Raw genomic sequence first — 21251 nt, forward strand, 5'->3', positions numbered from 1 at the left:
AAGCCTTGTGCGGAAGGTGGGTGAAGTTTGCCGCAAATTCACCTGCAACACACATCCCATGGACAACACAGATCCCTTGTAGGAGTGAGCCTGCTCGCGATCGCGTTGTATCAATGATGGAAATGTCGACTGATACACCGCTATCGCGAGCAGGCTCACTCCTACAAGGGTTCTGTGTGATGACCGAAGTCATCGCACAACTTGCTGTTGACATTCCCGGGAAACCTAGGAAATATCCGCACCCATGTTGTACGACGACGTATAACAAATAATAAAAACAACAAACGAAACAGGGAGCGTCACAGTGAGCACACTCGTCTGCAGTTCCGTCCGCCCTTCCCGTCTTTCCGTCACCCGCCCGCGTACCGCTTTAAGTCTGATCGGCTGCAGCAGCCTCGCCCTCGCCATACCGATGAGCGCCGAAGCCGAAGGTTTTCTCGACGACAGCAAAGCCACGCTGAACCTGCGCAACGCCTACTTCAACCGCAACTTCGTCAACCCGGCCAACCCGCAGGGCAAGGCTGAGGAGTGGACGCAGAACTTCATCCTTGATGCCAAATCCGGCTTCACTCAGGGCACCGTCGGTTTCGGCCTTGATCTGCTGGGGATGTATTCGCAGAAGCTCGATGGCGGCAAAGGCACGGGCGGCACGCAACTGTTGCCGATCCACGATGACGGGCGTCCGGCCGACAACTTCGGGCGCCTCGGCGTAGCGCTGAAAGCCAAGGTCTCGAAGACCGAACTGAAGGTCGGCGAATGGATGCCGGTGCTGCCGATCCTGCGCTCCGACGATGGCCGCTCCCTCCCGCAAACTTTTCGTGGCGGCCAGATCACTTCCACCGAGATCAATGGCCTGACCGTCTACGGCGGCCAGTTCCGTGGCAACAGCCCGCGCAACGACGCGAGCATGGAAGACATGTCAATGAACGGCCGTGGCGCGTTCACTTCCGACCGCTTCAACTTCGGCGGTGGCGAATACACCTTCAACGACAAACGCACCCTGGTCGGCGTTTGGTACGCCGAACTCACGGACATCTACCAGCAGCAGTATTTCAATCTCAGCCACAGCCAGCCGTTGGGCGACTGGACGCTGGGCGCCAACCTCGGTTTCTTCACCGGCAAGGAAGATGGCAGCGCCCAGGCCGGCGAACTCGACAACAAGACCGCGTTCGCCATGCTCTCGGCCAAATATGGCGGCAACACCTTCTACGTTGGCCTGCAAAAACTCAGCGGCGACGACGCCTGGATGCGGGTCAACGGCACCAGCGGCGGCACCCTCGCCAACGACAGCTACAACGCCAGTTATGACAACGCCAAGGAACGTTCCTGGCAGTTGCGCCACGACTACAACTTCGTCGCCCTCGGTGTTCCGGGCCTGACCCTGATGAACCGCTACATCAGCGGCGACAACGTGCACACCGCCACCACCAATGACGGCAAGGAATGGGGCCGCGAGTCGGAACTGGCCTACACCGTGCAGAGCGGCCCGCTGAAAAATCTCAACGTGAAATGGCGCAACGCGACGATTCGCCGGGACTTCAGCACCAACGAGTTTGACGAGAACCGGATCTTTATCAGTTATCCGATTTCGTTGTTGTAATTCGTCGGCAAGTACGCCCCCTGTAGGAGTGAGCCTGCTCGCGATAGCGATGTGTCAGACGACATCCTCTTCGACTGATACACCGCAATCGCGAGCAGGCTCACTCCTACAGGGGATTGCATTGCAAGGCGAGATCGCCCGGAGGAAAAAACTGTTTCACCTTCCGTCATCTACGCCAAAAGTCGCGTTGACAAGTTCCGGAAACCCTACCGATACTTCAGCGCAGTCATACGACAACCTACAACAAACCTAATAACAATGTGTCCAGGGATTGCCATGACGTCTACCTCTACTCCCCGCGCTCCATTCAATCGCCTGCTGCTGACCGGCGCTGCCGGTGGCCTGGGCAAAGTCCTGCGCGAACGTATGCGCCCTTACGCCAATGTCCTGCGCCTGTCGGACATCGCCGCCCTCGCCCCAGCCGTCGATGATCGCGAAGAAATCGTGGTCTGCGACCTCGCCGACAAACACGCCGTACACCAACTGGTCGAGGGCGTCGACGCGATCCTGCATTTCGGCGGTGTCTCCGTGGAGCGGCCGTTCGAAGAAATCCTCGGCGCCAACATCAGCGGTGTGTTTCACATCTATGAAGCTGCGCGCCGGCATGGCGTGAAGCGGGTGATCTTCGCCAGCTCCAACCATGTCATCGGCTTCTACAAACAGGACGAATCGCTCGACGCCAGCTCCGCACGGCGCCCCGATGGTTACTACGGCTTGTCCAAGTCCTACGGCGAAGACATGGCCAGTTTCTACTTCGATCGCTACGGCATCGAGACCGTCAGCATCCGCATCGGCTCCTCGTTTCCCGAGCCGCAGAACCGCCGAATGATGCACACCTGGCTGAGCTTCGACGACCTCACGCAATTGCTCGAACGCGCGCTGTATACGCCAAACGTCGGCCACACCGTGGTTTATGGCATGTCCGCCAACAAGGACGTCTGGTGGGACAACCGCTTCGCCAGCCACCTCGGGTTCGAAGCGAAGGACAGCTCCGAAGTGTTCCGCGAAAAAGTCGAGGCACAACCGATGCCGGCCGCCTATGACCCGGCGCGGATCTATCAGGGCGGCGCGTTTGTCGCGGCCGGACCGTTCGGCGACTGATCTCCCTGACAACGACGCAAAGGAATGAGTATGCAAGCCGAATTGATCGTCGATGCCCGCAACGCCGTGGGCGAAAGCCCGGTCTGGGTGGCAGAGGAAAACGCGCTGTACTGGGTCGATATTCCCAACGGCGGCCTGCAACGCTGGAGCGCTGACACGGGCCATGTGCATGCCTGGAAAACCCCGGAAATGCTCGCCTGCATCGCCCGCCACCACCGTGGCGGCTGGGTGGCCGGAATGGAAAGCGGCTTCTTTCATCTGCACCCGCACAGCGACGGCAGCCTCGACAGTGAGCGGCTCGCCAGCGTCGCACACAGCCGCGAAGACATGCGCCTCAACGATGGCCGCTGCGACCGTCAGGGCCGCTTCTGGGCCGGCAGCATGGTGTTGAACATGGGCCTGAATGCGCCCGAGGGCCGGCTCTATCGTTACGGCGCCGGGCAGTCTGACGTGATCGAAGCGCAGCTCGACGGTTTCATCGTGCCCAACGGCCTCGGTTTCAGCCCCGACGGCAAAACCATGTACCTGTCCGATTCGCACCCCGATGTGCAGTTGATCTGGGCGTTCGATTACGACACTGACACCGGCACACCATCGAATCGCCGGGTTTTCGTCGACATGAACCACTTCCCCGGTCGCCCCGATGGCGCCGCCGTGGACGCCGAAGGTTTCTACTGGATCTGCGCCAATGACGCCGGCCTCATTCACCGTTTCGCACCGGACGGCCGACTCGACTTCTCGCTGGCAGTCCCGGTGAAAAAACCGACCATGTGCGCCTTCGGCGGCAGCCGGATGGACACCCTGTTCGTGACCTCGATTCGTCCCGGCGACGATCACGACCCGCAATCTCTCGCAGGCGGCGTGTTCGCCCTGAACCTCAACGTCAAAGGCCTGCCGGAGCCGCTGTTCAACGATTTGCTGTAACACCCCCCTCTGCTGCACCGCTGCGCCTTGAACACAAAAATAACAAGACTGGAGACTCACCCCCATGAACTTCAAACGCACCTTGCTGGCCGCTGCACTCCCGCTGATGTTTACCTTCACTGGCGCCGCTCAGGCACTGCAACTCAAATTCGCTGACATTCATCCCGCCGGTTATCCAACCGTGGTGGCCGAAGAAAACATGGGCAAGACCCTGACCAAGGAGACCAACGGCGAGCTGACCTTCCAATACTTTCCCGGCGGTGTGCTGGGCTCCGAAAAGGAAGTCATCGAGCAGATGCAAGTCGGCGCCGTACAGCTGTCTCGCGTCAGCCTGGGCATCGTCGGCCCTGTCGTTCCAGACGTGAACGTGTTCAACATGCCGTTCATCTTCCGCGATCATCAACACATGCGTAACGTCATCGACGGCGCAGTGGGCGACGAAATCCTCGACAAAATCACCAATTCCGAATTCGGCCTGGTGGCCCTGGCCTGGATGGACGGCGGCACGCGCAACGTCTACACCAAGAAACCGGTGCGCAAGCTCGAAGACCTCAAGGGTATGAAAATCCGCGTGCAAGGCAACCCGATGTTCATCGACATGATGAACGCCATGGGCGGCAACGGCATCGCGATGGACACCGGTGAAATTTTCAGCGCCCTGCAGACCGGCGTGATCGACGGCGCGGAAAACAACCCGCCGACCCTGCTCGAACACAACCACTTCCAGAATGCGAAGTACTACAGCCTCACGGGTCACCTGATCCTGCCAGAGCCGATCGTGATGTCGAAAATCACCTGGGAAAAACTGACGCCGGATCAACAGGCGCTGGTCAAGACAGCCGCCAAGGCTGCCCAGGCCGAAGAGCGCGTGCTGTGGGACAAGAAGTCCGCTGCCAGTGAAGAAAAACTCAAGGCCGCCGGCGTCGAGTTCATCGAGGTCGACAAGAAGCCCTTCTACGACGCCACCGCCCCGGTACGGGAAAAGTACGGCGCGAAGTATGCCGACCTGATCAAGAAAATCGAAGCCGTTCAGTAACGCCTCCCGCTCCGTCCTCATGAACAAGGCCCGGTGCGCCCGATGACTGCGGCGCGCCCGGTTACGGTGGAACCCGATGAAGAATCTACTGCTGCGTATCAACGACAAGATCTACATGACGTGCATCTGGGTCGCCGGCCTTTCCGTCCTGGCGATTTCCCTGATGATTCCCTGGGGCGTGTTCGCCCGCTACGTCCTGGGCACCGGTTCGAGCTGGCCCGAGCCCACGGCGATCCTGCTGATGATGGTGTTTACCTTTATCGGCGCCGCCGCCAGTTACCGCGCCGGCGCACACATGGCTGTGGCCATGCTCACCGACCGCATGCCGCCGCAGTTGAGAAGCGCGGCGGCGATTTTTTCCCAACTGCTCATGGCGGCGATCTGCATCTTCATGACGATCTGGGGCGCCAAGCTGTGCATGTCCACCTGGAATCAGTTCATGGCGGCCCTGCCCGATCTGCGGGTTGGCGTGACCTACTTGCCGATTCCCGTGGGCGGCCTGCTGACGCTGATTTTCGTGCTGGAAAAACTCTTGCTCGGTGACCAGAGCAAACGGCGGGTCGTGCAGTTCGACCTGGTTGAAGAAAGTGAAGGTGCCGCTTAATGGACGCTCTGATACTGCTGGGCAGTTTTATCGTATTGATCCTGATCGGTATGCCAGTCGCCTACGCGCTGGGCGCCGCCGCGCTGATCGGTGCGTGGTGGATCGACATTCCGTTCCAGGCGGTGATGATTCAGGTCGCCTCGGGGGTGAACAAATTCTCGCTGCTGGCCATTCCGTTCTTCGTGCTGGCCGGTGCGATCATGGCCGAGGGTGGCATGTCGCGTCGATTGGTGGCGTGTGCCGGGGTGCTGGTGGGTTTTGTCCGCGGTGGTCTGTCACTGGTCAACATTGTCGCGTCGACGTTCTTCGGCGCGATCTCCGGTTCGTCGGTGGCGGACACCGCGTCGGTGGGTTCGGTGCTGATCCCGGAAATGGAACGCAAGGGCTATCCACGGGATTTCTCCACCGCCGTGACCGTCAGCGGTTCGGTGCAAGCCCTGCTGACCCCGCCAAGCCATAACTCGGTGCTTTACTCCCTGGCCGCCGGTGGCACGGTTTCGATTGCCTCACTGTTCATGGCGGGCATCGTTCCGGGCTTGCTGATGAGCGCCTGCCTGATGGTGCTGTGCCTGATCTTCGCGAAAAAACGCAACTACCCCAAGGGTGAAGTGATCCCGATGCGCCAGGCGTTGAAAATCGTCGGCGAAGCCCTCTGGGGCATGATGGCGATGGTGATCATCCTCGGCGGCATCCTGTCCGGCATCTTCACCGCGACCGAATCGGCGGCCATCGCCGTGCTCTGGTCATTCTTCGTCACCATGTTCATCTACCGCGACTACAAGTGGAGCGAACTGCCGAAACTGATGCACCGTACGGTGCGGACGATTTCGATCGTGATGATCCTGATCGGTTTCGCGGCGAGCTTCGGTTACATCATGACCCTGATGCAAATTCCGGCGAAGATCACCACGGCGTTTCTGACCCTGTCGGACAACCGCTACGTGATCCTGATGTGCATCAACGTCATGCTGCTGTTGCTCGGCACGGTGATGGACATGGCGCCGCTGATCCTGATTCTGACGCCGATCCTGATGCCGGTGATTCTCGGCATTGGTGTTGACCCGGTGCAGTTCGGCATGATCATGCTGGTGAACCTTGGGATCGGATTGATAACGCCGCCGGTGGGTGCGGTGTTGTTTGTCGGTTCGGCGGTGGGCAAGGTCAGTATCGAGAGCACCGTGAAGGCGCTGCTGCCGTTTTACGCGGTGCTGTTCCTGGTGTTGATGTTGGTGACTTACGTGCCGGCACTGTCGCTGTGGTTGCCGCATCTGGTGTTGTAAGCCGATAAAAAGATCGCAGCCCTTGATGGGCTGCGATTTCTTTTGAACCTCACGCCCGCAACAACATATACCCCGCCACCACGAGACACACACTGGCAAACCCCGCCTGCAACGCCCGCGCCGGCACCCGCGCACAGAGCTTGCGCCCGATGATCATGCCGACAATGCTGGCGACGATAAACGCCGCGCCCTGCCCGTCAATCCGCACACCGGCATGAAACGAGCCGACCACCCCGATCGCCGAGATCAGACTGATCACCATCAACGACGTCGCGACAATCCCGCGCATCTGCACGTCGGTCAGTTGCTTGAACGCCGGCACGATCAGAAAACCGCCACCCACACCGAGCAATCCGGAGACCACCCCGGTAATCGCGCCCAAAGCAGCCAGGGTTGCGGTGCACTTGGCGGTCCAGTCAAACCGCCCGGTTTGTTCATTGAGCATGCAATTCTTCTGGCCCCAACTGGCATGCCCGTGATCGCTCGGCCCCTCCTGCTGACGCTCACGGCGCAACATGCGCCAGGCCACCATGACCATCAGCAGGCTGAACAGGACCATCAGGATTTTCTCCGACAACTGGTGCGCGAAGTAAATGCCCAACGGCGAAAACACTGCGCCCAACGCCGCAATCAACAGCGCCGCGCGATAGCGCACCAGGCCATGACGCAAACCGTCGATGGCACCGACCGCCGCCGCACTGCCGACCGCAAACAACGCCACCGGCGCTGCCTGCGTCATCGTCCAGCCAAGCCCGAGCACCAGCGCCGGCACCGCCAGAATGCCACCGCCGGCCCCGGTCAAACCGAGGACCAACCCCATCACCACGCCAAACAGACTTGCCAGCAACATAGGGTTTTCTCAGTCGACCTTGGACACACGTGTCAGCCACTCGCGGCCCTTGAGCATGCCGTTCCAGTAGAACCACGGCAGCAGCGTCGCCTTGAGAAACCATGCCGAACGCCGCGCCACCGTCGGGTCCAGTGGAAAGGTCGGCAGCAACTTGCCGGCGTATCCGAACTCGGCAAGGATCACCTTGCCCTTCTCCACCGTTAGCGGGCAGGAACCATAGCCGTCGTACTTCAGCGGCAGCGGTTGTTGCTTGCGTAGGGCCAGCAGGTTTTCCGCCACCACCACGACTTGCTTGCGCACCGCTGCGGCGGTTTTCGCGTTACTGGTGCCACAGATATCACCGAGTCCGAACACCTCGGGAAAGCGCGGATGTTGCAGGCTGTGCGGGTTGACCTCGCACCAGCCGGCGGCATCGGAGAGAGGACTTTGGGCGATGAAGTCCGGCGAGATCTGCGGCGGCACGACGTGGAGCAGATCGAAGGTTTTCGCCTCACGGGTGACGTTGCCTTCAGCGTCCTTGATCTCGAACCACGCGGTTTTCGCCGGGCCGTCGACCTTGACCAGATTCGAGTTGAACGCCAGCTGCGCGTTGTATTTTTCGATGTACTTCATCAACGGCGGGACGAACGTCGCCACACCGAACAGCGCGGCGCCGGCCAAGTTGAATTCGACATTGATATTATTCAGCGCACCGTTTTTACGCCAGTGATCGCAGGACAGGTACAGCGCCTTTTGCGGCGCGCCGGCGCATTTGATCGGCATCGCCGGTTGAGTGAACAGCGCTTTGCCGCTGCGCAGTTTCTGCACCTGATCCCAGGTGTATTGCGCGTGCTGGTAGCTGTAGTTGGAGGTGACACCGTGCTGGCCAAGGCTTTCCTGCAAGCCTTCGATCTTCTCCCAGGCCAGACGCAGGCCGGGGCAGACAATCAGGTTTTGATAGCTGACCGAGCGTTGATCGTTGAGGGTGAGTTGGCGTTTGTCGGGGTCGATTGCGGTGACCGCCGCTTGCAGCCAGTTCGCTTGCTTTGGCATGACCTTGTTCATGGCCCGGGCCGTGTCTTTCACATCAAAGGCACCACCGCCGACCAGCGTCCACGCCGGTTGGTAGTAATGCTGGGCGCTGGGTTCGATCACGGTAACTTTCAGCGCCGGATCACGCTTGAGCAGGCTGGCGACAAAACCGATACCGGCCGTACCGCCGCCGATGACCACGATGTCCGCACTGATGGATGGGCCCCAGTGTTGATCGTTCATTGCTTGTTCCTTTTGCTGCACGCAAGGATTTCTCAGCCTTCACACAAATCCATTGTAGGAGTGAGCCTGCTCGCGATAGCGGTGTGTCAGTCAATAAGGATGTTGGCTGACCCACCGCTATCGCGAGCAGGCTCACTCCTACATGGGATAGCGTGTTGGCTGGCATTTATTGATGACCCAGACTTTTCAGCACGGCTCCGCAATACAACCCGGAGAGGGTTTTCATCACCTGGATGACCTCCGGACTGGCGAGGCCGTAGAAAATGTACTTGCCTTCACGACGGGTCGCGACCAGCCCTTCATCGCGCAGGATGCCCAATTGCTGGGACAGCGTCGGCTGGCGCACACCGGTCATTTTTTCCAGTTCGCCGACATTGCGTTCGCCTTGGGTCAGTTGACACAGGATCAGCAGGCGATCCTCATTGGCCATGGCCTTGAGCAGCGCACAGGCCTTGGAGGCCGAGGCGCGCAGCTGGGCGACTTCACATTCGGTCAGACTGGATTGCATTTGCACGATGCCTTCAAGGTCACTTAAGCTGCGAACATTATGTTTTTAGATAAAGTGTTGCAACCCATTTCCCTTGTTCAGGTTGGTGTCCATGCCCGCGCAGATTGAAGCTTTCCTCGACCCCGCCTCTTCGACCTACAGCTATGTGGTCTATGAAGTGGATGGCGGGCAGTGTGCGATCGTTGATCCGGTGCTCGATTACGACGGCGCTGCCGGACGCACCTGCACCGCCCAGGCCGACAAAATCATCGCCTTCGTTCGCGCCCACAATTTGCAGGTGCAGTGGCTGCTGGAAACCCATGCCCACGCCGATCACCTGTCCGCCGCGCCTTACCTGCGCCGGGAACTGGGTGGCAAAATCGCCATCGGTGAATCGATCAGCAAAGTGCAGAACGTGTTCAAGGCACTGTTCAATCTGGAGCCGGAGTTTTGCGTCGACGGCTCACAGTTCGATCATCTGCTTGCGCCGAACGAGTCATTTCGCATCGGCAACCTCAAGGCCACGGCCCTGCACGTCCCCGGCCACACCCCGGCGGACGTGGCTTATCTGATCGATGGCGAGCAGATTCTGGTCGGCGACACATTGTTCATGCCCGATGTCGGCACGGCGCGCTGCGACTTTCCCGGCGGCAACGCCCATCAGTTGTTCAATTCGATCCAAAAGCTGCTGGCCTTCCCGGCCAGTGTGAAACTCTACGTTTGCCACGATTATCCGCCCGAAGGTCGCGCCTCACAGTGCCAGACCACGGTCGGCGAACAACGCAAACACAATATTCATGTGCATGACGGGATTGATCAGGCAGCGTTCGTCGACATGCGCACCAAGCGCGATGCCGGGCTGGGCATGCCGACGCTGTTGCTGCCGGCGATTCAGGTAAATGTGCGAGCGGGGAATCTGCCAGCGGCGGAGGACAACGGTGTGGTTTACCTGAAGATTCCGCTCAATTCGCTATAGGAAAAAACCGCTAGGGCCGTTGCCGGATTATTTTTCCTACGAACGCTGTCGAGGGTGATGAACTGGTGAAAATCCCGTAAGCGAGCAGACTCCATTGGGCAAACATTCAATGGAGTTTTCGCAATATGGATATTCGTCGTAATCACCGTGACATGACCGTGGCACAGAAAAACGCGTTCATCAGGGCCATCCTGATCCTGAAAAATCAAACCCCCAGTATCCTGCGACCTGGTCAGCAGTATCGCTACGATGACTTTGTACAGATTCACAAGAACTCCATGGGACAGGGCAATCCGATTTTCCCCAACCCCCATCGCAATCCGCTGTTTTTCCCCTGGCACCGCATCCTGATTCGCCAATTCGAGCGGGAACTGCAAGCCGCAGCCAACGACCCCGGCATTACCCTACCGTACTGGAACTGGAGCATGAGCGGCGCGGACAACCCATTCGTCGATGATTTCATGGGCAGGGATGGCGATGCGCGGTTTGAACAGCGCGTAACCATCGGGCCATTTGCTTTCGAGGGGCAGGTCTTTGGCATCAAGGTCTGGGATGGTGACGAAGGGATTGCGGCGCTGAGGCGCAATTTCGGCGCAGCGGGTTCGCCACTGCCCACCGTGCAGGAAATCGAGTCAGTCATGAACCGCACACCCTACTGGTCCGAACCCGAAGGTTGGGAAAACCAGATGGAGCGGATGCACAACAACGTGCATTCGTGGGTCGGCGGCAACATGGGCACGGCCGCGTCACCAAACGACCCGATATTCTTCCTCCACCACTGTCATCTCGATTATCTGTGGGAAAGGTGGAAGCGCCAGCACCCTGCCGAAGAAGTCATATCATTTGCCGAAAACGCACCCAACGGCATGCTCGAGGCCACAATGATCTTTCATCCGGACATCGAACCTGCCCCTTGGCAACAGACCTGGAAGATTAGCCAGGCCCTCGACACTGCGGCACTTGATTATCGGTATGACTTCAGTAGTGCTGGCACCGCGATCACGCCCCCAGAATCAAACCATTGATCGGCAACGGCAGCGCGGTCTTGTAGCGCACCTGCTTGAGCGCGAAGCTTGACCGAATGTTCGCCACACCCGGAACTTTGGTCAGGAAGTCCATCATGAAGCGTTCGAGCGACTGAATGGTCGGCACCAGGACCCGGATAAGGTAATCCGGGTCTCCGGCCATCAGGTAGCACTCCATCACCTCCGGGCGATCGGAGATGGCTTCCTCGAAATGCTGCAGCGCTTCCTCGACCTGTTTCTCCAGGCTGACGTGAATGAACACGTTCACGTGCAATCCCAGCAGATCAGCATCCAGCAGCGTGACCTGCTCGCGGATCAGGCCCAATTCTTCCATTGCCTTGACCCGATTGAAGCACGGCGTCGGCGACAGGTTTACCGAGCGCGCGAGGTCGGCGTTGGTGATGCGCGCGTTCTCCTGAAGGCTGTTGAGAATGCCGATGTCGGTACGGTCCAGTTTGCGCATGAGACAAAACCACCTGTTTTTTTTGTTTATGCAGAATTTCTATCTGCAAATGATCTCCAGCGCAATGAAACAGAGATAAATATTCTTCTTGCCCGGGCCTATGATTGTTGTAGGACAAGATTTCTTCTACCGAAGAATGACTGCCAGCTCACTACAAGAAATTCACAAGATCGAGCGTAGAAGCCATGACCCAAGCGTATGAACCGCTGCGCCTGCACGTCCCTGAACCCTCGGGCCGTCCAGGCTGCAAAACCGATTTTTCCTACCTGCATCTGACCGATGCCGGTACGGTGCGCAAACCTTCCATCGACGTCGAACCCGCCGACACCGCCGACCTGGCGCGTGGGCTGATTCGTGTGCTCGACGATCAGGGCAACGCCCTCGGCCCTTGGGCTGAAAACGTACCAGTCGAGATCCTGCGTAAAGGCATGCGCGCCATGCTCAAGACGCGCATCTACGACAACCGCATGGTGGTCGCCCAGCGTCAGAAAAAAATGTCGTTCTACATGCAAAGCCTCGGCGAAGAAGCCATCGGCAGTGCTCAGGCGCTGGCCTTGAACATCGACGACATGTGCTTTCCGACCTACCGCCAGCAAAGCATCCTGATGGCCCGCGAAGTGCCACTGGTCGACCTGATCTGCCAACTGCTGTCCAACGAGCGCGATCCGCTCAAAGGCCGCCAGTTACCGATCATGTACTCGGTCAAGGACGCCGGATTCTTCACCATTTCCGGCAACCTCGCCACCCAGTTCATTCAGGGCGTGGGCTGGGGCATGGCCTCGGCGATCAAGGGCGACACCAAAATCGCCTCGGCGTGGATCGGTGACGGCGCCACCGCCGAATCGGACTTCCACACCGCCCTCACCTTCGCCCACGTTTATCGCGCGCCGGTGATCCTCAATGTGGTCAACAACCAATGGGCGATTTCGACCTTCCAGGCCATCGCCGGTGGTGAAGCCACCACCTTCGCCGGACGCGGTGTTGGTTGCGGCATCGCCTCGCTACGCGTGGATGGCAACGACTTCTACGCGGTCTACGCCGCTTCTGCCTGGGCTGCCGAACGCGCCCGCCGCAACCTTGGCCCGACCATGATCGAATGGGTCACCTACCGCGCCGGCCCGCACTCGACCTCCGACGATCCGTCGAAATACCGTCCTGCCGATGACTGGAGCCACTTCCCGCTCGGCGACCCGATTGCCCGTCTCAAACAGCACCTGATCAAGGTCGGCCACTGGTCGGACGAAGAGCACGCTGCCGTCAGCGCCGAGCTTGAAGCCGAAGTGATTGCCGCGCAAAAACAGGCCGAACAGTACGGCACCCTCGCCGGCGGCCAGATTCCAAGCGCCGCGACCATGTTCGAAGACGTCTACAAAGAGATGCCGGAGCACTTGAAGCGCCAGCGTCAGCAGTTGGGGATCTGACATGAACGATCACAACAACAATATCCAGTTGGAAACCGCCATGACCACGACCACCATGACCATGATCCAGGCCCTGCGCTCGGCCATGGATGTGATGCTTGAGCGTGATGACAACGTCGTCGTGTTCGGTCAGGACGTTGGCTACTTCGGCGGCGTGTTCCGTTGCACCGAAGGACTGCAGACCAAGTACGGCACCTCGCGGGTATTCGACGCACCTATCTCGGAAAGCGGCATCGTCGGCGTGGCCGTCGGCATGGGCGCTTACGGTTTGCGTCCGGTCGCCGAGATTCAGTTCGCCGACTACGTCTACCCCGCCTCCGACCAGATTATTTCGGAAGCTGCGCGCCTGCGTTATCGCTCGGCCGGCGAGTTCACCGCTCCAATGACCCTGCGCATGCCTTGCGGCGGCGGTATCTACGGTGGCCAGACCCACAGCCAGAGCATCGAGGCAATGTTCACCCAGGTGTGCGGCTTGCGCACCGTGATGCCGTCCAACCCGTATGACGCCAAAGGCTTGCTGATCGCCTCCATCGAAAACGATGACCCAGTGATCTTTCTTGAGCCGAAACGCCTGTACAACGGCCCGTTCGACGGCCACCACGACCGCCCGGTAACGCCGTGGTCGAAACACCCGCAAGCCCAGGTCCCGGACGGTTACTACACCGTGCCGCTGGACGTTGCTGCGATCACGCGTCCGGGCAAGGACGTGACCGTGCTGACTTACGGCACCACCGTTTATGTCTCGCAAGTCGCGGCCGAAGAGTCCGGCGTTGACGCCGAAGTCATCGACCTGCGCAGCCTGTGGCCGCTGGACCTGGAAACCATCGTCAAGTCGGTGAAGAAAACCGGCCGCTGCGTGGTTGTTCACGAAGCCACCCGCACCTGCGGTTTCGGCGCCGAACTGGTGTCGCTGGTGCAAGAGCATTGCTTCCATCACCTGGAAGCGCCGATCGAACGCGTCACCGGTTGGGACACCCCCTACCCGCACGCGCAGGAGTGGGCGTATTTCCCAGGGCCGTCCCGAGTGGGTGCGGCGTTGAAACGGGTCATGGAGGTCTGAATGGGCACGCACGTTATCAAGATGCCGGACATCGGCGAAGGCATCGCAGAAGTAGAACTGTCGCAGTGGCACGTCAAGGTTGGCGATCTGGTGGTTGAAGATCAGGTGCTGGCGGATGTGATGACCGACAAGGCGATGGTCGATATTCCCTCGCCCGTGCATGGCAAGGTGATTGCGCTTGGTGGTCAGCCGGGTGAAGTGATGGCGGTTGGCAGCGTGCTGATCAGCATTGAGGTTGAAGGTGCCGGTAACTTGAAAGAGTCCGCCGCACCTGCGCCTGTTAAAGAAGCACCGGTTGCGCCGAAAGTTGAAACCGTTGTTGAGAGCAAACCTGCTCCAGCCGCACCGCGTCCGGCTGCGGTTTGCCAAGGCCCGATGGTTGCCCGCGAAGCGGATGAGCGTCCGCTGGCCTCGCCGGCCGTACGCAAACATGCATTGGATTTGGGCATTCAATTGCGTCTGGTGCGCGGTTCCGGCCCGGCCGGTCGTGTGTTGCACGAAGACCTTGAGGCTTATCTCGCGCAAGGTCAGTCGAATGCCGCGGCGCCGGTTGCCGCCGCTTACGCCCAGCGCAACGACGAAGAACAGATTCAAGTCATTGGCATGCGCCGAAAGATCGCCCAGCGTATGCAGGACGCCACGCAGCGTGCCGCACACTTCAGCTATGTCGAAGAAATCGACGTCACTGCCATCGAAGAACTGCGCGCGCATTTGAATGAAAAACACGGCGCCAGCCGTGGCAAGTTGACCTTGCTGCCGTTCCTCGTCCGTGCGCTGGTCGTCGCCCTGCGCGACTTCCCGCAAATGAACGCCCGTTACGACGATGAAGCGCAGGTCATCACCCGCCTCGGTGCGGTGCATGTCGGCGTCGCCACGCAAAGCGACGTCGGCCTGATGGTGCCGGTGGTGCGTCACGCCGAGGCGCGCAGCCTGTGGGACAGCGCCACGGAAATCTCGCGTTTGGCCAACGCCGCGCGTAACGGCAAGGCCAGCCGCGATGAATTGTCCGGCTCGACCATCACCCTGACCAGCCTCGGTGCGCTGGGCGGCATCGTCAGCACGCCAGTGTTGAACCTGCCGGAAGTGGCGATCGTCGGTGTGAACAAAATCGTCGAACGGCCAATGGTCGTCAAAGGCCAGGTGGTGATCCGCAAGATGATGAACCTCTCCAGTTCCTTCGATCACCGCGTGGTCGACGGCATGGACGCGGCGCTCTTCATCCAGGCCATTCGTGGCTTGATCGAACAACCTGCCACTTTGTTTGTGGAGTAAGGCGCGCATGCAATCTCTGAACACTACGCTGTTGATCATCGGCGGCGGCCCCGGCGGTTATGTCACGGCGATCCGCGCCGGGCAACTGGGCATTTCGACGATTCTGGTCGAAGGCCAATCGCTCGGCGGCACCTGCCTGAACATTGGCTGCATCCCGTCGAAAGCGCTGATCCATGTGGCTGAGCAGTTTCACCAGACCCGGCATCACAGCCAGCATTCGGCGTTGGGCATCAGCGTTTCCGCGCCGAGCCTCGACATCAGCAAAAGCGTCGAGTGGAAGGACGGCATCGTTGATCGCCTGACCACCGGCGTCGCTGCTTTGCTGAAAAAGAACAAGGTTCAGGTCATCAATGGCTGGGCCAAAGTCATCGACGGCAAAACCGTTGACGTTGGCGACACGCGCATCCAGTGCGAGCACTTGGTGCTGGCCACCGGTTCGACCAGCGTCAATCTGCCGATCCTGCCGATTGGCGGGCCGATCATCTCTTCCACCGAAGCACTGGCGCCGAAATCCGTGCCGAAACGTCTGGTGGTGGTTGGCGGTGGGTACATTGGTCTGGAACTGGGCATTGCTTATCGCAAGCTTGGCGCTGAAGTCAGTGTGGTCGAGGCGCAGGATCGCATCCTGCCGGCCTACGACGCTGAACTGACGCAACCGGTGCATGACGCGCTGAAGCAACTGGGCGTGAAGCTGTACCTCAACCACAGCGTGCTGGGATTCGACGGTACTTTGCAGGTGCGCGATCCAGAAGGCGAAACCCTGAATCTGGAAACCGATCAGGTGCTGGTAGCCGTTGGTCGCAAACCGAATACCCAGGGCTGGAACCTCGAAGCGCTGAATCTGGACATGAATGGCTCGGCGATCAAGATCGACAGCCGCTGCCAGACCAGCATGCGCAACGTTTACGCGATTGGCGATTTGAGCGGCGAACCGATGCTGGCCCACCGCGCCATGGCTCAAGGCGAAATGGTTGCCGAGTTGATCAGCGGCAAGACCCGCGAGTTCAACCCGACAGCGATTGCTGCTGTGTGCTTCACCGACCCGGAACTGGTGGTGGTCGGCAAACCCCCGGACGAGGCCAAGGCTGCAGGTCTGGACTGCATTGTTTCCAGTTTCCCGTTCGCCGCCAATGGCCGGGCGATGACGCTGGAGTCGAAAAGCGGCTTCGTGCGTGTGGTCGCTCGTCGCGATAACCATGTGATTGTTGGCTGGCAGGCTGTGGGCGTCGGGGTTTCCGAATTGTCGACGGCGTTTGCGCAAAGCCTGGAAATGGGCGCGCGGCTGGAAGACATCGGCGGCACCATTCATGCGCATCCGACCCTGGGTGAAGCGGTGCAGGAAGCGGCGTTGCGTGCTTTGGGGCATGCGTTGCACCTTTGAAGATCAAAAGATCGCAGCCTTCGGCAGCTCCTACAGAGGTTCGCCGATTCCGTAGGAGCTGCCGCAGGCTGCGATCTTTTCAGCGATGAAAGACGATTTTTCATAAGCAGGCTAATAAATCTGCTTATCCCCCCATCGTCCGGGCTGCGAAACCGCTCAAGAATGAAGTATTGTTGTGCCCATCCAAAAAACGTCAGAAGCCTTGAACCGTTTCGACGGTTGTTCAGTGATAGAGGGTGTCATGGGTAACGAAAGCATCAATTGGGACAAGCTGGGTTTTGACTACATCAAGACCGACAAACGCTATCTGTCGTACTTTCGCGATGGCGAGTGGGACAAAGGCACCCTGACCGAAGATAACGTGCTGCACATCAGCGAAGGCTCGACAGCCCTTCACTATGGCCAGCAGTGCTTCGAAGGAATGAAGGCCTATCGTTGCAAGGACGGATCGATCAACCTGTTCCGCCCCGACCAGAATGCCCTGCGCATGCAGCGCAGCTGCGCGCGTCTGCTGATGCCGACGGTCGACACCGAGCAGTTCATCGAAGCCTGTAAAGAAGTGGTTCGTGCCAACGAGCGTTTCATCCCGCCATACGGCACTGGCGGCGCGCTGTACCTGCGTCCGTTCGTGATCGGTGTCGGTGACAACATCGGCGTGCGCACTGCACCCGAGTTCATCTTCTCGATCTTCTGCATCCCGGTCGGCGCCTACTTCAAGGGCGGCCTGACCCCGCATAACTTCCAGATCTCCAGCTACGACCGCGCCGCCCCACAAGGGACCGGCGCTGCCAAGGTCGGTGGCAACTACGCTGCCAGCCTGATGCCGGGCTCGAAAGCGAAGAAAGCCAACTTTGCCGACGCGATCTACCTGGACCCGATGACCCACACCAAGATCGAAGAAGTCGGCTCGGCCAACTTCTTCGGGATCACCCACGACAACAAGTTCATCACCCCGAACTCGCCGTCCGTTCTGCCAGGCATCACCCGCCTGTCGCTGATCGAACTGGCGAAATCGCGTCTGGGCCTGGAAGTGGTTGAAGGCGACGTACTGATCGACAAACTGTCGGACTTCAAAGAAGCCGGCGCTTGCGGTACTGCTGCGGTGATCACCCCGATCGGTGGGATCAGCTACAACGACCATCTGCATGTGTTCCACAGTGAAACCGAAGTCGGCCCGGTGACCCAGAAGCTCTACAAAGAGCTGACTGGCGTACAGACCGGCGACATCGAAGCGCCAGCAGGCTGGATCGTCAAGGTTTGATCTGACGGCTGCTGATATAGAAAAGCCCTCCACCGAGTGATTGGTGGGGGCTTTTTTTATGGCGTTTGGCGCAGTATTTGTGGCGTGCTTGAGATTTTCCCCCCTCAACCCCAGCCCTCTCCCCCAGGGGGCGAGGGGGAAAGGGAGCCGATTTTTGTGCTTTTCAAAACCTGAGTTCGACTTGATCGTTCAGGTCGATGTAGTACGCGAGAACACCTCGGTCGGCCCCCTCTCCCTCCGGGAGAGGGCTGGGGTGAGGGTAGGCTTTTCGCTCTTCAAGGCAATCCGTTTACCAAGTCGATCAGCAATCCCACTCGCCTGCCCATTCTGCTGCTTGCCCATCCGCGCCTGCGTAATCAACCCGGGAATCAACTCCCCCTCCGGCAGATTCTTCCAGAACCGCGCCGGCAAATGCCCCTGCATGACCTTCTCGTTCAACCGCGCTGGATTAAAGATGTGGCTGTAATAAGTCAGCCACAGATCACCATGAGGATCATCGACATTCTGCGCCAACTCCTGCCATTCCACCGGGCATTGCCGTTGATGGATCAGTTGCTCGCCATCGTAATAGACCCCGTCACGCGGGGTGGCGATCAACCAGCGATGGAGGCCCATTCGCCCGATGAAGTGCTCGCTGGCGCTGTGCAGAATGTCGTGGGCCGGCTCATGCCACGCCACATATTGCGGACCCGCGCTGGATAACGGGCGTTCGATGAAGCGCACAAATGCATGCAGATGATGGGCTTCGCGATTGACTTGTTTGATCCGTCGCTGCAACTCGCTGCCGAGTTTGTCCCCGGCCATCATCGCCGTGCGGTCGCCATGGCTGACGCGCCACAACACTTCATACAACAGGCTCCAGCGTTGATCGCCGCGATAGCGCGAGGCCTGTTCCAGCGTGTCGAGCAGCGCTCGCGGAATACGTGCCTGAAACGGCCCCTGCCCTTCAGGCACCGGCTCATCACTGGCAAACAGATCAGCCACGCCTTGCGTAGCCCAACTCACCAGACTCGGATCGACTTCGTGGCTCAGCAGCCAGCGCGCCTGCTGGCGCCAAGTGTCGAACAGATCATCGCAATCGAGATTGATCATCCCCACAGCCCCATCTGCTGCGGCGTTGGCCGGTCGCGCAGTTGCTGATAGAGCAAATGGCTGGTGACCTCGGCCTGCTGCGGGTGATAGTCGCTGGTGATGATGAACGGCTTGGCCTTGGCCAGCACACAGCGCATGCGCGCAACGTCTTCGTAACGGATGCGCCGCTGGCGGCGCAGCTCGACCAGACGCTCGGTGGTGCGCAGGCCGATACCGGGAATACGCGCAATCAGGGAAGCTTCGGCACGGTTCAGATCCAGCGGGAACACTTCACGATTCTGCAGCGCCCAGGCCAGTTTCGGGTCGATGTCCAGCGCCAGATTGCCCGGGCCCTTGAGCAACTCATCGGCGCTGTAGCCATAACTGCGCAAGAGAAAATCGGCCTGATACAAACGGTGCTCACGCATCAGCGGCGGCGCGGCCAGCGGCACGCTTTTCGGGCTGTCGGGGATCGGGCTGAAGGCCGAATAGTAGACCCGGCGCAAACGGAAATTGCCGTACAAGGCCTGGGCGCTGTGGAGGATGGTGCTGTCGTCGGTGTCGTCGGCGCCGACAATCAACTGTGTGCTCTGCCCGGCCGGGGCGAACTTCGCCGAGCGCGGTTCGTTCAACACGGTCTGCACGCCGGTGTAGATGGTGTTCATCGCCTGTTTGATCGAAGTGATGTCCTTCTCCGGCGCCAACACTTGCAGGCTGGCATCGGTCGGCAGCTCGATGTTGACGCTCAGGCGATCAGCGTAGCGCCCCGCCTCTTCGATCAATGCCGGATCGGCTTCGGGAATGGTCTTGAGATGGATGTAGCCGCGAAACTCATGTTCTTCGCGCAGCAGCTTCGCCACCCGCACCAGTTGCTCCATGGTGTAGTCCGCCGAGCGAATAATGCCAGAGCTGAGAAACAGCCCGCTGACGCAGTTGCGCCGGTAGAAATCCATGGTCAGCGCGACGACTTCCTCAGGAGTGAAGCGTGCGCGGGGTACATCGCTGGAGCGGCGGTTGACGCAGTACTGGCAGTCGTAAAGACAGAAGTTGGTCAGCAGAATCTTCAACAACGACACGCAACGGCCGTCCGGCGTGTAGCTGTGGCAGATGCCCATGCCATCGGTCGATCCCAACCCGCTCTTGCCCTCGGAGCTGCGCTTGGGCGCGCCGCTGCTCGCGCAGGAGGCGTCGTACTTGGCGGCGTCGGCGAGGATGCTCAGCTTGTCGATGATTTGCATGGCGCGGGCTCTATACTGTTTGCATATACAGTATAGGGTCGACTGCGGTGATACAAGGTGGCAAATGCGCCCCTCGTCGGTCAGAAGCTGAAAATCAAAAGATCGCAGCCTTCGGCAGTTCCTACATGGATTGGGTAGGGTCGAGGTTTATCGGGTGTACACGATTCCCGTAGGAGCTGCCGCAGGCTGCGATCTTTTGATCTGCCCGTCTACCGGCCACTCAACGCCAAACCGCGAACCGATCTCCTTGCGCCCCAGCGCCGTCAACGCCAACGCCCGACTGTCCAGATCCTGTGTCACCCACTTGCGCTTCAACGCGGTCTGCAACAGCGCCGCCCCCAGCGAACCACCGAGATGCGGCCGGCGCATGCTCCAGTCCAGGCACGGGCAGGCAAACTTGCGGCGCAGGGTCGTCAAATCCTGCACTTCGATGCCCAATCCAATAAACAACGTCTCGCCACTTTCACTCAAGCGATACGCCTGCTCGTCGGTCGCCACCAACCAACCGCCCTCGATCAAACGGTCATGCAACAACACCGCCAGGGTCCCGGCCATGTGGTCGTAGCAAGTGCGGGCGAATTGCAGGCGATCCGGCGTATGCGCCTTGAACCTCGGCGCGGCGTTCTGGCCAATCACCATCAACGCTTCCAGCGCCTGCGCCACGCGCTGATCGGCGAGGCTGTAATAACGATGACGGCCCTGCACATGCAGGCGCACCAAAGCCAGATCCTTGAGTTTCGCCAGGTGCACACTGGCGGTCGAGGCGCTGACTTCGGCGATCGTCGCCAGCTCCGTGCTGGTGCGGGCGTGGCCGTCCATCAGTGAACAGAGGATTTTCGTTCGCGCCGGTTCGGCTATGGCGGCGGCCACTTGGGAAACGCCGATGTCTTGATGTTCTGCGTGCATAGTTCGCTCCCGGACGAATCATCGTCGTTGCGCAGTGGAGA

The 21251-nt window shown here is 59.7% G+C and carries 20 protein-coding genes; 13 read left to right on the top strand and 7 right to left on the bottom strand.

What is annotated here, in order from left to right; all coding sequences use genetic code 11:
• Window positions 1-304: 304 nt before the first annotated feature.
• The 6 genes from PspR84_RS17655 (at window position 305) to PspR84_RS17680 (ending at window position 6545) form a co-directional block, all read left to right on the top strand.
• The gene (locus tag PspR84_RS17655) at window positions 305-1600 is read left to right on the top strand and encodes an OprD family porin (protein WP_160058528.1); all 1296 of its coding nucleotides are present in this window, start codon (window positions 305-307) and stop codon (window positions 1598-1600) included.
• Between the two features lie 276 nt (window positions 1601-1876).
• Complete coding sequence (locus PspR84_RS17660; RefSeq protein ID WP_160058529.1) at window positions 1877-2701, top strand: NAD(P)-dependent oxidoreductase; 825 nt, start codon at window positions 1877-1879, stop codon at window positions 2699-2701.
• 30 nt (window positions 2702-2731) lie between these two features.
• Window positions 2732-3625 carry an SMP-30/gluconolactonase/LRE family protein gene (locus PspR84_RS17665; protein WP_160058530.1) on the top strand — a complete coding sequence of 298 codons (894 nt, stop codon included), beginning with the start codon at window positions 2732-2734 and terminating at the stop codon, window positions 3623-3625.
• A 64-nt stretch (window positions 3626-3689) separates the two neighbouring features.
• Window positions 3690-4661 carry a TRAP transporter substrate-binding protein gene (locus tag PspR84_RS17670; protein ID WP_095118327.1) on the top strand — a complete coding sequence of 324 codons (972 nt, stop codon included), beginning with the start codon at window positions 3690-3692 and terminating at the stop codon, window positions 4659-4661.
• 76 nt (window positions 4662-4737) lie between these two features.
• Complete coding sequence (locus PspR84_RS17675; protein WP_038365548.1) at window positions 4738-5265, top strand: TRAP transporter small permease; 528 nt, start codon at window positions 4738-4740, stop codon at window positions 5263-5265.
• Window positions 5265-6545, top strand: a complete 1281-nt coding sequence (locus PspR84_RS17680) for a TRAP transporter large permease (protein WP_160058531.1) — start codon at window positions 5265-5267, stop codon at window positions 6543-6545. Before PspR84_RS17675 ends, PspR84_RS17680 begins: the two co-directional genes overlap by 1 nt.
• Window positions 6546-6594: 49 nt before the next feature.
• Here the strand turns inward: PspR84_RS17680 and PspR84_RS17685 are convergent, their stop codons facing one another.
• From PspR84_RS17685 to PspR84_RS17695, 3 genes are all read right to left on the bottom strand, one after another.
• Entirely contained in the window at window positions 6595-7395 is an 801-nt protein-coding gene (locus PspR84_RS17685) for a sulfite exporter TauE/SafE family protein (protein WP_160058532.1), read from the bottom strand.
• Between the two features lie 9 nt (window positions 7396-7404).
• Window positions 7405-8649 carry an FAD/NAD(P)-binding oxidoreductase gene (locus PspR84_RS17690; RefSeq protein WP_160058533.1) on the bottom strand — a complete coding sequence of 415 codons (1245 nt, stop codon included), beginning with the start codon at window positions 8647-8649 and terminating at the stop codon, window positions 7405-7407.
• A gap of 166 nt (window positions 8650-8815) precedes the next feature.
• Window positions 8816-9157 (bottom strand): metalloregulator ArsR/SmtB family transcription factor, encoded by a 342-nt coding sequence (locus PspR84_RS17695; RefSeq protein WP_007915092.1) that lies wholly within the window; start codon window positions 9155-9157, stop codon window positions 8816-8818.
• 91 nt (window positions 9158-9248) lie between these two features.
• Between PspR84_RS17695 and PspR84_RS17700 the strand changes: the two genes are divergently transcribed.
• Both PspR84_RS17700 and PspR84_RS17705 read left to right on the top strand, forming a co-directional pair.
• A complete protein-coding gene (locus tag PspR84_RS17700; RefSeq protein ID WP_160058534.1) occupies window positions 9249-10112 on the top strand; it encodes an MBL fold metallo-hydrolase in 864 nt (287 codons plus the stop codon).
• Window positions 10113-10237: 125 nt separating this feature from the next.
• The gene (locus tag PspR84_RS17705; RefSeq protein WP_160058535.1) at window positions 10238-11137 is read left to right on the top strand and encodes a tyrosinase family protein; all 900 of its coding nucleotides are present in this window, start codon (window positions 10238-10240) and stop codon (window positions 11135-11137) included.
• On the opposite strand, the gene bkdR is transcribed toward PspR84_RS17705, so the two are convergent.
• Window positions 11112-11600 carry a Bkd operon transcriptional regulator BkdR gene (bkdR, locus tag PspR84_RS17710; RefSeq protein WP_160058536.1) on the bottom strand — a complete coding sequence of 163 codons (489 nt, stop codon included), beginning with the start codon at window positions 11598-11600 and terminating at the stop codon, window positions 11112-11114. The two genes, PspR84_RS17705 and bkdR, sit on opposite strands and share 26 nt — an antisense overlap.
• A 185-nt stretch (window positions 11601-11785) precedes the next feature.
• Between bkdR and PspR84_RS17715 the strand changes: the two genes are divergently transcribed.
• The 5 genes from PspR84_RS17715 (at window position 11786) to PspR84_RS17735 (ending at window position 17995) form a co-directional block, all read left to right on the top strand.
• Window positions 11786-13021 (top strand): 3-methyl-2-oxobutanoate dehydrogenase (2-methylpropanoyl-transferring) subunit alpha, encoded by a 1236-nt coding sequence (locus PspR84_RS17715; RefSeq protein WP_160058537.1) that lies wholly within the window; start codon window positions 11786-11788, stop codon window positions 13019-13021.
• 1 nt (window position 13022) lies between these two features.
• Window positions 13023-14081: an alpha-ketoacid dehydrogenase subunit beta gene (locus PspR84_RS17720; protein WP_003224000.1), complete on the top strand. Its 1059-nt coding sequence runs from the start codon at window positions 13023-13025 to the stop codon at window positions 14079-14081.
• Window positions 14082-15353, top strand: a complete 1272-nt coding sequence (locus tag PspR84_RS17725; protein ID WP_160058538.1) for a dihydrolipoamide acetyltransferase family protein — start codon at window positions 14082-14084, stop codon at window positions 15351-15353.
• 7 nt (window positions 15354-15360) lie between these two features.
• Window positions 15361-16734, top strand: coding sequence for a dihydrolipoyl dehydrogenase (gene lpdA, locus PspR84_RS17730; RefSeq protein ID WP_160058539.1), 1374 nt, complete (start codon window positions 15361-15363; stop codon window positions 16732-16734).
• Between the two features lie 241 nt (window positions 16735-16975).
• On the top strand, window positions 16976-17995 hold the full coding sequence (locus PspR84_RS17735; RefSeq protein ID WP_053121443.1) for a branched-chain amino acid aminotransferase: 1020 nt from the start codon (window positions 16976-16978) through the stop codon (window positions 17993-17995).
• A 189-nt stretch (window positions 17996-18184) separates the two neighbouring features.
• Here the strand turns inward: PspR84_RS17735 and PspR84_RS17740 are convergent, their stop codons facing one another.
• The 3 genes from PspR84_RS17740 to PspR84_RS17750 all read right to left on the bottom strand — a co-directional run bounded on the left by PspR84_RS17740 (window position 18185) and on the right by PspR84_RS17750 (window position 21210).
• The gene (locus PspR84_RS17740) at window positions 18185-19087 is read right to left on the bottom strand and encodes a TIGR03915 family putative DNA repair protein (protein WP_238785144.1); all 903 of its coding nucleotides are present in this window, start codon (window positions 19085-19087) and stop codon (window positions 18185-18187) included.
• Window positions 19084-20304: a putative DNA modification/repair radical SAM protein gene (locus tag PspR84_RS17745; protein ID WP_160058540.1), complete on the bottom strand. Its 1221-nt coding sequence runs from the start codon at window positions 20302-20304 to the stop codon at window positions 19084-19086. Before PspR84_RS17745 ends, PspR84_RS17740 begins: the two co-directional genes overlap by 4 nt.
• Before the next feature lie 147 nt (window positions 20305-20451).
• Window positions 20452-21210 carry a helix-turn-helix transcriptional regulator gene (locus tag PspR84_RS17750; protein ID WP_160058541.1) on the bottom strand — a complete coding sequence of 253 codons (759 nt, stop codon included), beginning with the start codon at window positions 21208-21210 and terminating at the stop codon, window positions 20452-20454.
• Window positions 21211-21251 lie beyond the last annotated feature (41 nt).

Source organism: Pseudomonas sp. R84, from assembly GCF_009834515.1.
Lineage (GTDB): Bacteria > Pseudomonadota > Gammaproteobacteria > Pseudomonadales > Pseudomonadaceae > Aquipseudomonas.

Bases quoted from the DNA above. Each gene is read 5' to 3' on its own strand.
- PspR84_RS17680 (WP_160058531.1), top strand. From the start codon at position 5,265: ATGGACGCTCTGATACTGCTGGGCAGTTTTATCGTATTGATCCTGATC.
- PspR84_RS17700 (WP_160058534.1), top strand. From the start codon at position 9,249: ATGCCCGCGCAGATTGAAGCTTTCCTCGACCCCGCCTCTTCGACCTAC.
- PspR84_RS17725 (WP_160058538.1), top strand. From the start codon at position 14,082: ATGGGCACGCACGTTATCAAGATGCCGGACATCGGCGAAGGCATCGCA.
- PspR84_RS17690 (WP_160058533.1), bottom strand. From the start codon at position 8,649: ATGAACGATCAACACTGGGGCCCATCCATCAGTGCGGACATCGTGGTC.
- PspR84_RS17695 (WP_007915092.1), bottom strand. From the start codon at position 9,157: ATGCAATCCAGTCTGACCGAATGTGAAGTCGCCCAGCTGCGCGCCTCG.
- PspR84_RS17735 (WP_053121443.1), top strand. From the start codon at position 16,976: ATGGGTAACGAAAGCATCAATTGGGACAAGCTGGGTTTTGACTACATC.
- bkdR (WP_160058536.1), bottom strand. From the start codon at position 11,600: ATGCGCAAACTGGACCGTACCGACATCGGCATTCTCAACAGCCTTCAG.
- PspR84_RS17740 (WP_238785144.1), bottom strand. From the start codon at position 19,087: ATGATCAATCTCGATTGCGATGATCTGTTCGACACTTGGCGCCAGCAG.
- PspR84_RS17685 (WP_160058532.1), bottom strand. From the start codon at position 7,395: ATGTTGCTGGCAAGTCTGTTTGGCGTGGTGATGGGGTTGGTCCTCGGT.
- PspR84_RS17665 (WP_160058530.1), top strand. From the start codon at position 2,732: ATGCAAGCCGAATTGATCGTCGATGCCCGCAACGCCGTGGGCGAAAGC.
- PspR84_RS17750 (WP_160058541.1), bottom strand. From the start codon at position 21,210: ATGCACGCAGAACATCAAGACATCGGCGTTTCCCAAGTGGCCGCCGCC.
- PspR84_RS17660 (WP_160058529.1), top strand. From the start codon at position 1,877: ATGACGTCTACCTCTACTCCCCGCGCTCCATTCAATCGCCTGCTGCTG.
- PspR84_RS17745 (WP_160058540.1), bottom strand. From the start codon at position 20,304: ATGCAAATCATCGACAAGCTGAGCATCCTCGCCGACGCCGCCAAGTAC.
- PspR84_RS17675 (WP_038365548.1), top strand. From the start codon at position 4,738: ATGAAGAATCTACTGCTGCGTATCAACGACAAGATCTACATGACGTGC.
- PspR84_RS17715 (WP_160058537.1), top strand. From the start codon at position 11,786: ATGACCCAAGCGTATGAACCGCTGCGCCTGCACGTCCCTGAACCCTCG.
- PspR84_RS17670 (WP_095118327.1), top strand. From the start codon at position 3,690: ATGAACTTCAAACGCACCTTGCTGGCCGCTGCACTCCCGCTGATGTTT.
- PspR84_RS17720 (WP_003224000.1), top strand. From the start codon at position 13,023: ATGAACGATCACAACAACAATATCCAGTTGGAAACCGCCATGACCACG.
- lpdA (WP_160058539.1), top strand. From the start codon at position 15,361: ATGCAATCTCTGAACACTACGCTGTTGATCATCGGCGGCGGCCCCGGC.
- PspR84_RS17705 (WP_160058535.1), top strand. From the start codon at position 10,238: ATGGATATTCGTCGTAATCACCGTGACATGACCGTGGCACAGAAAAAC.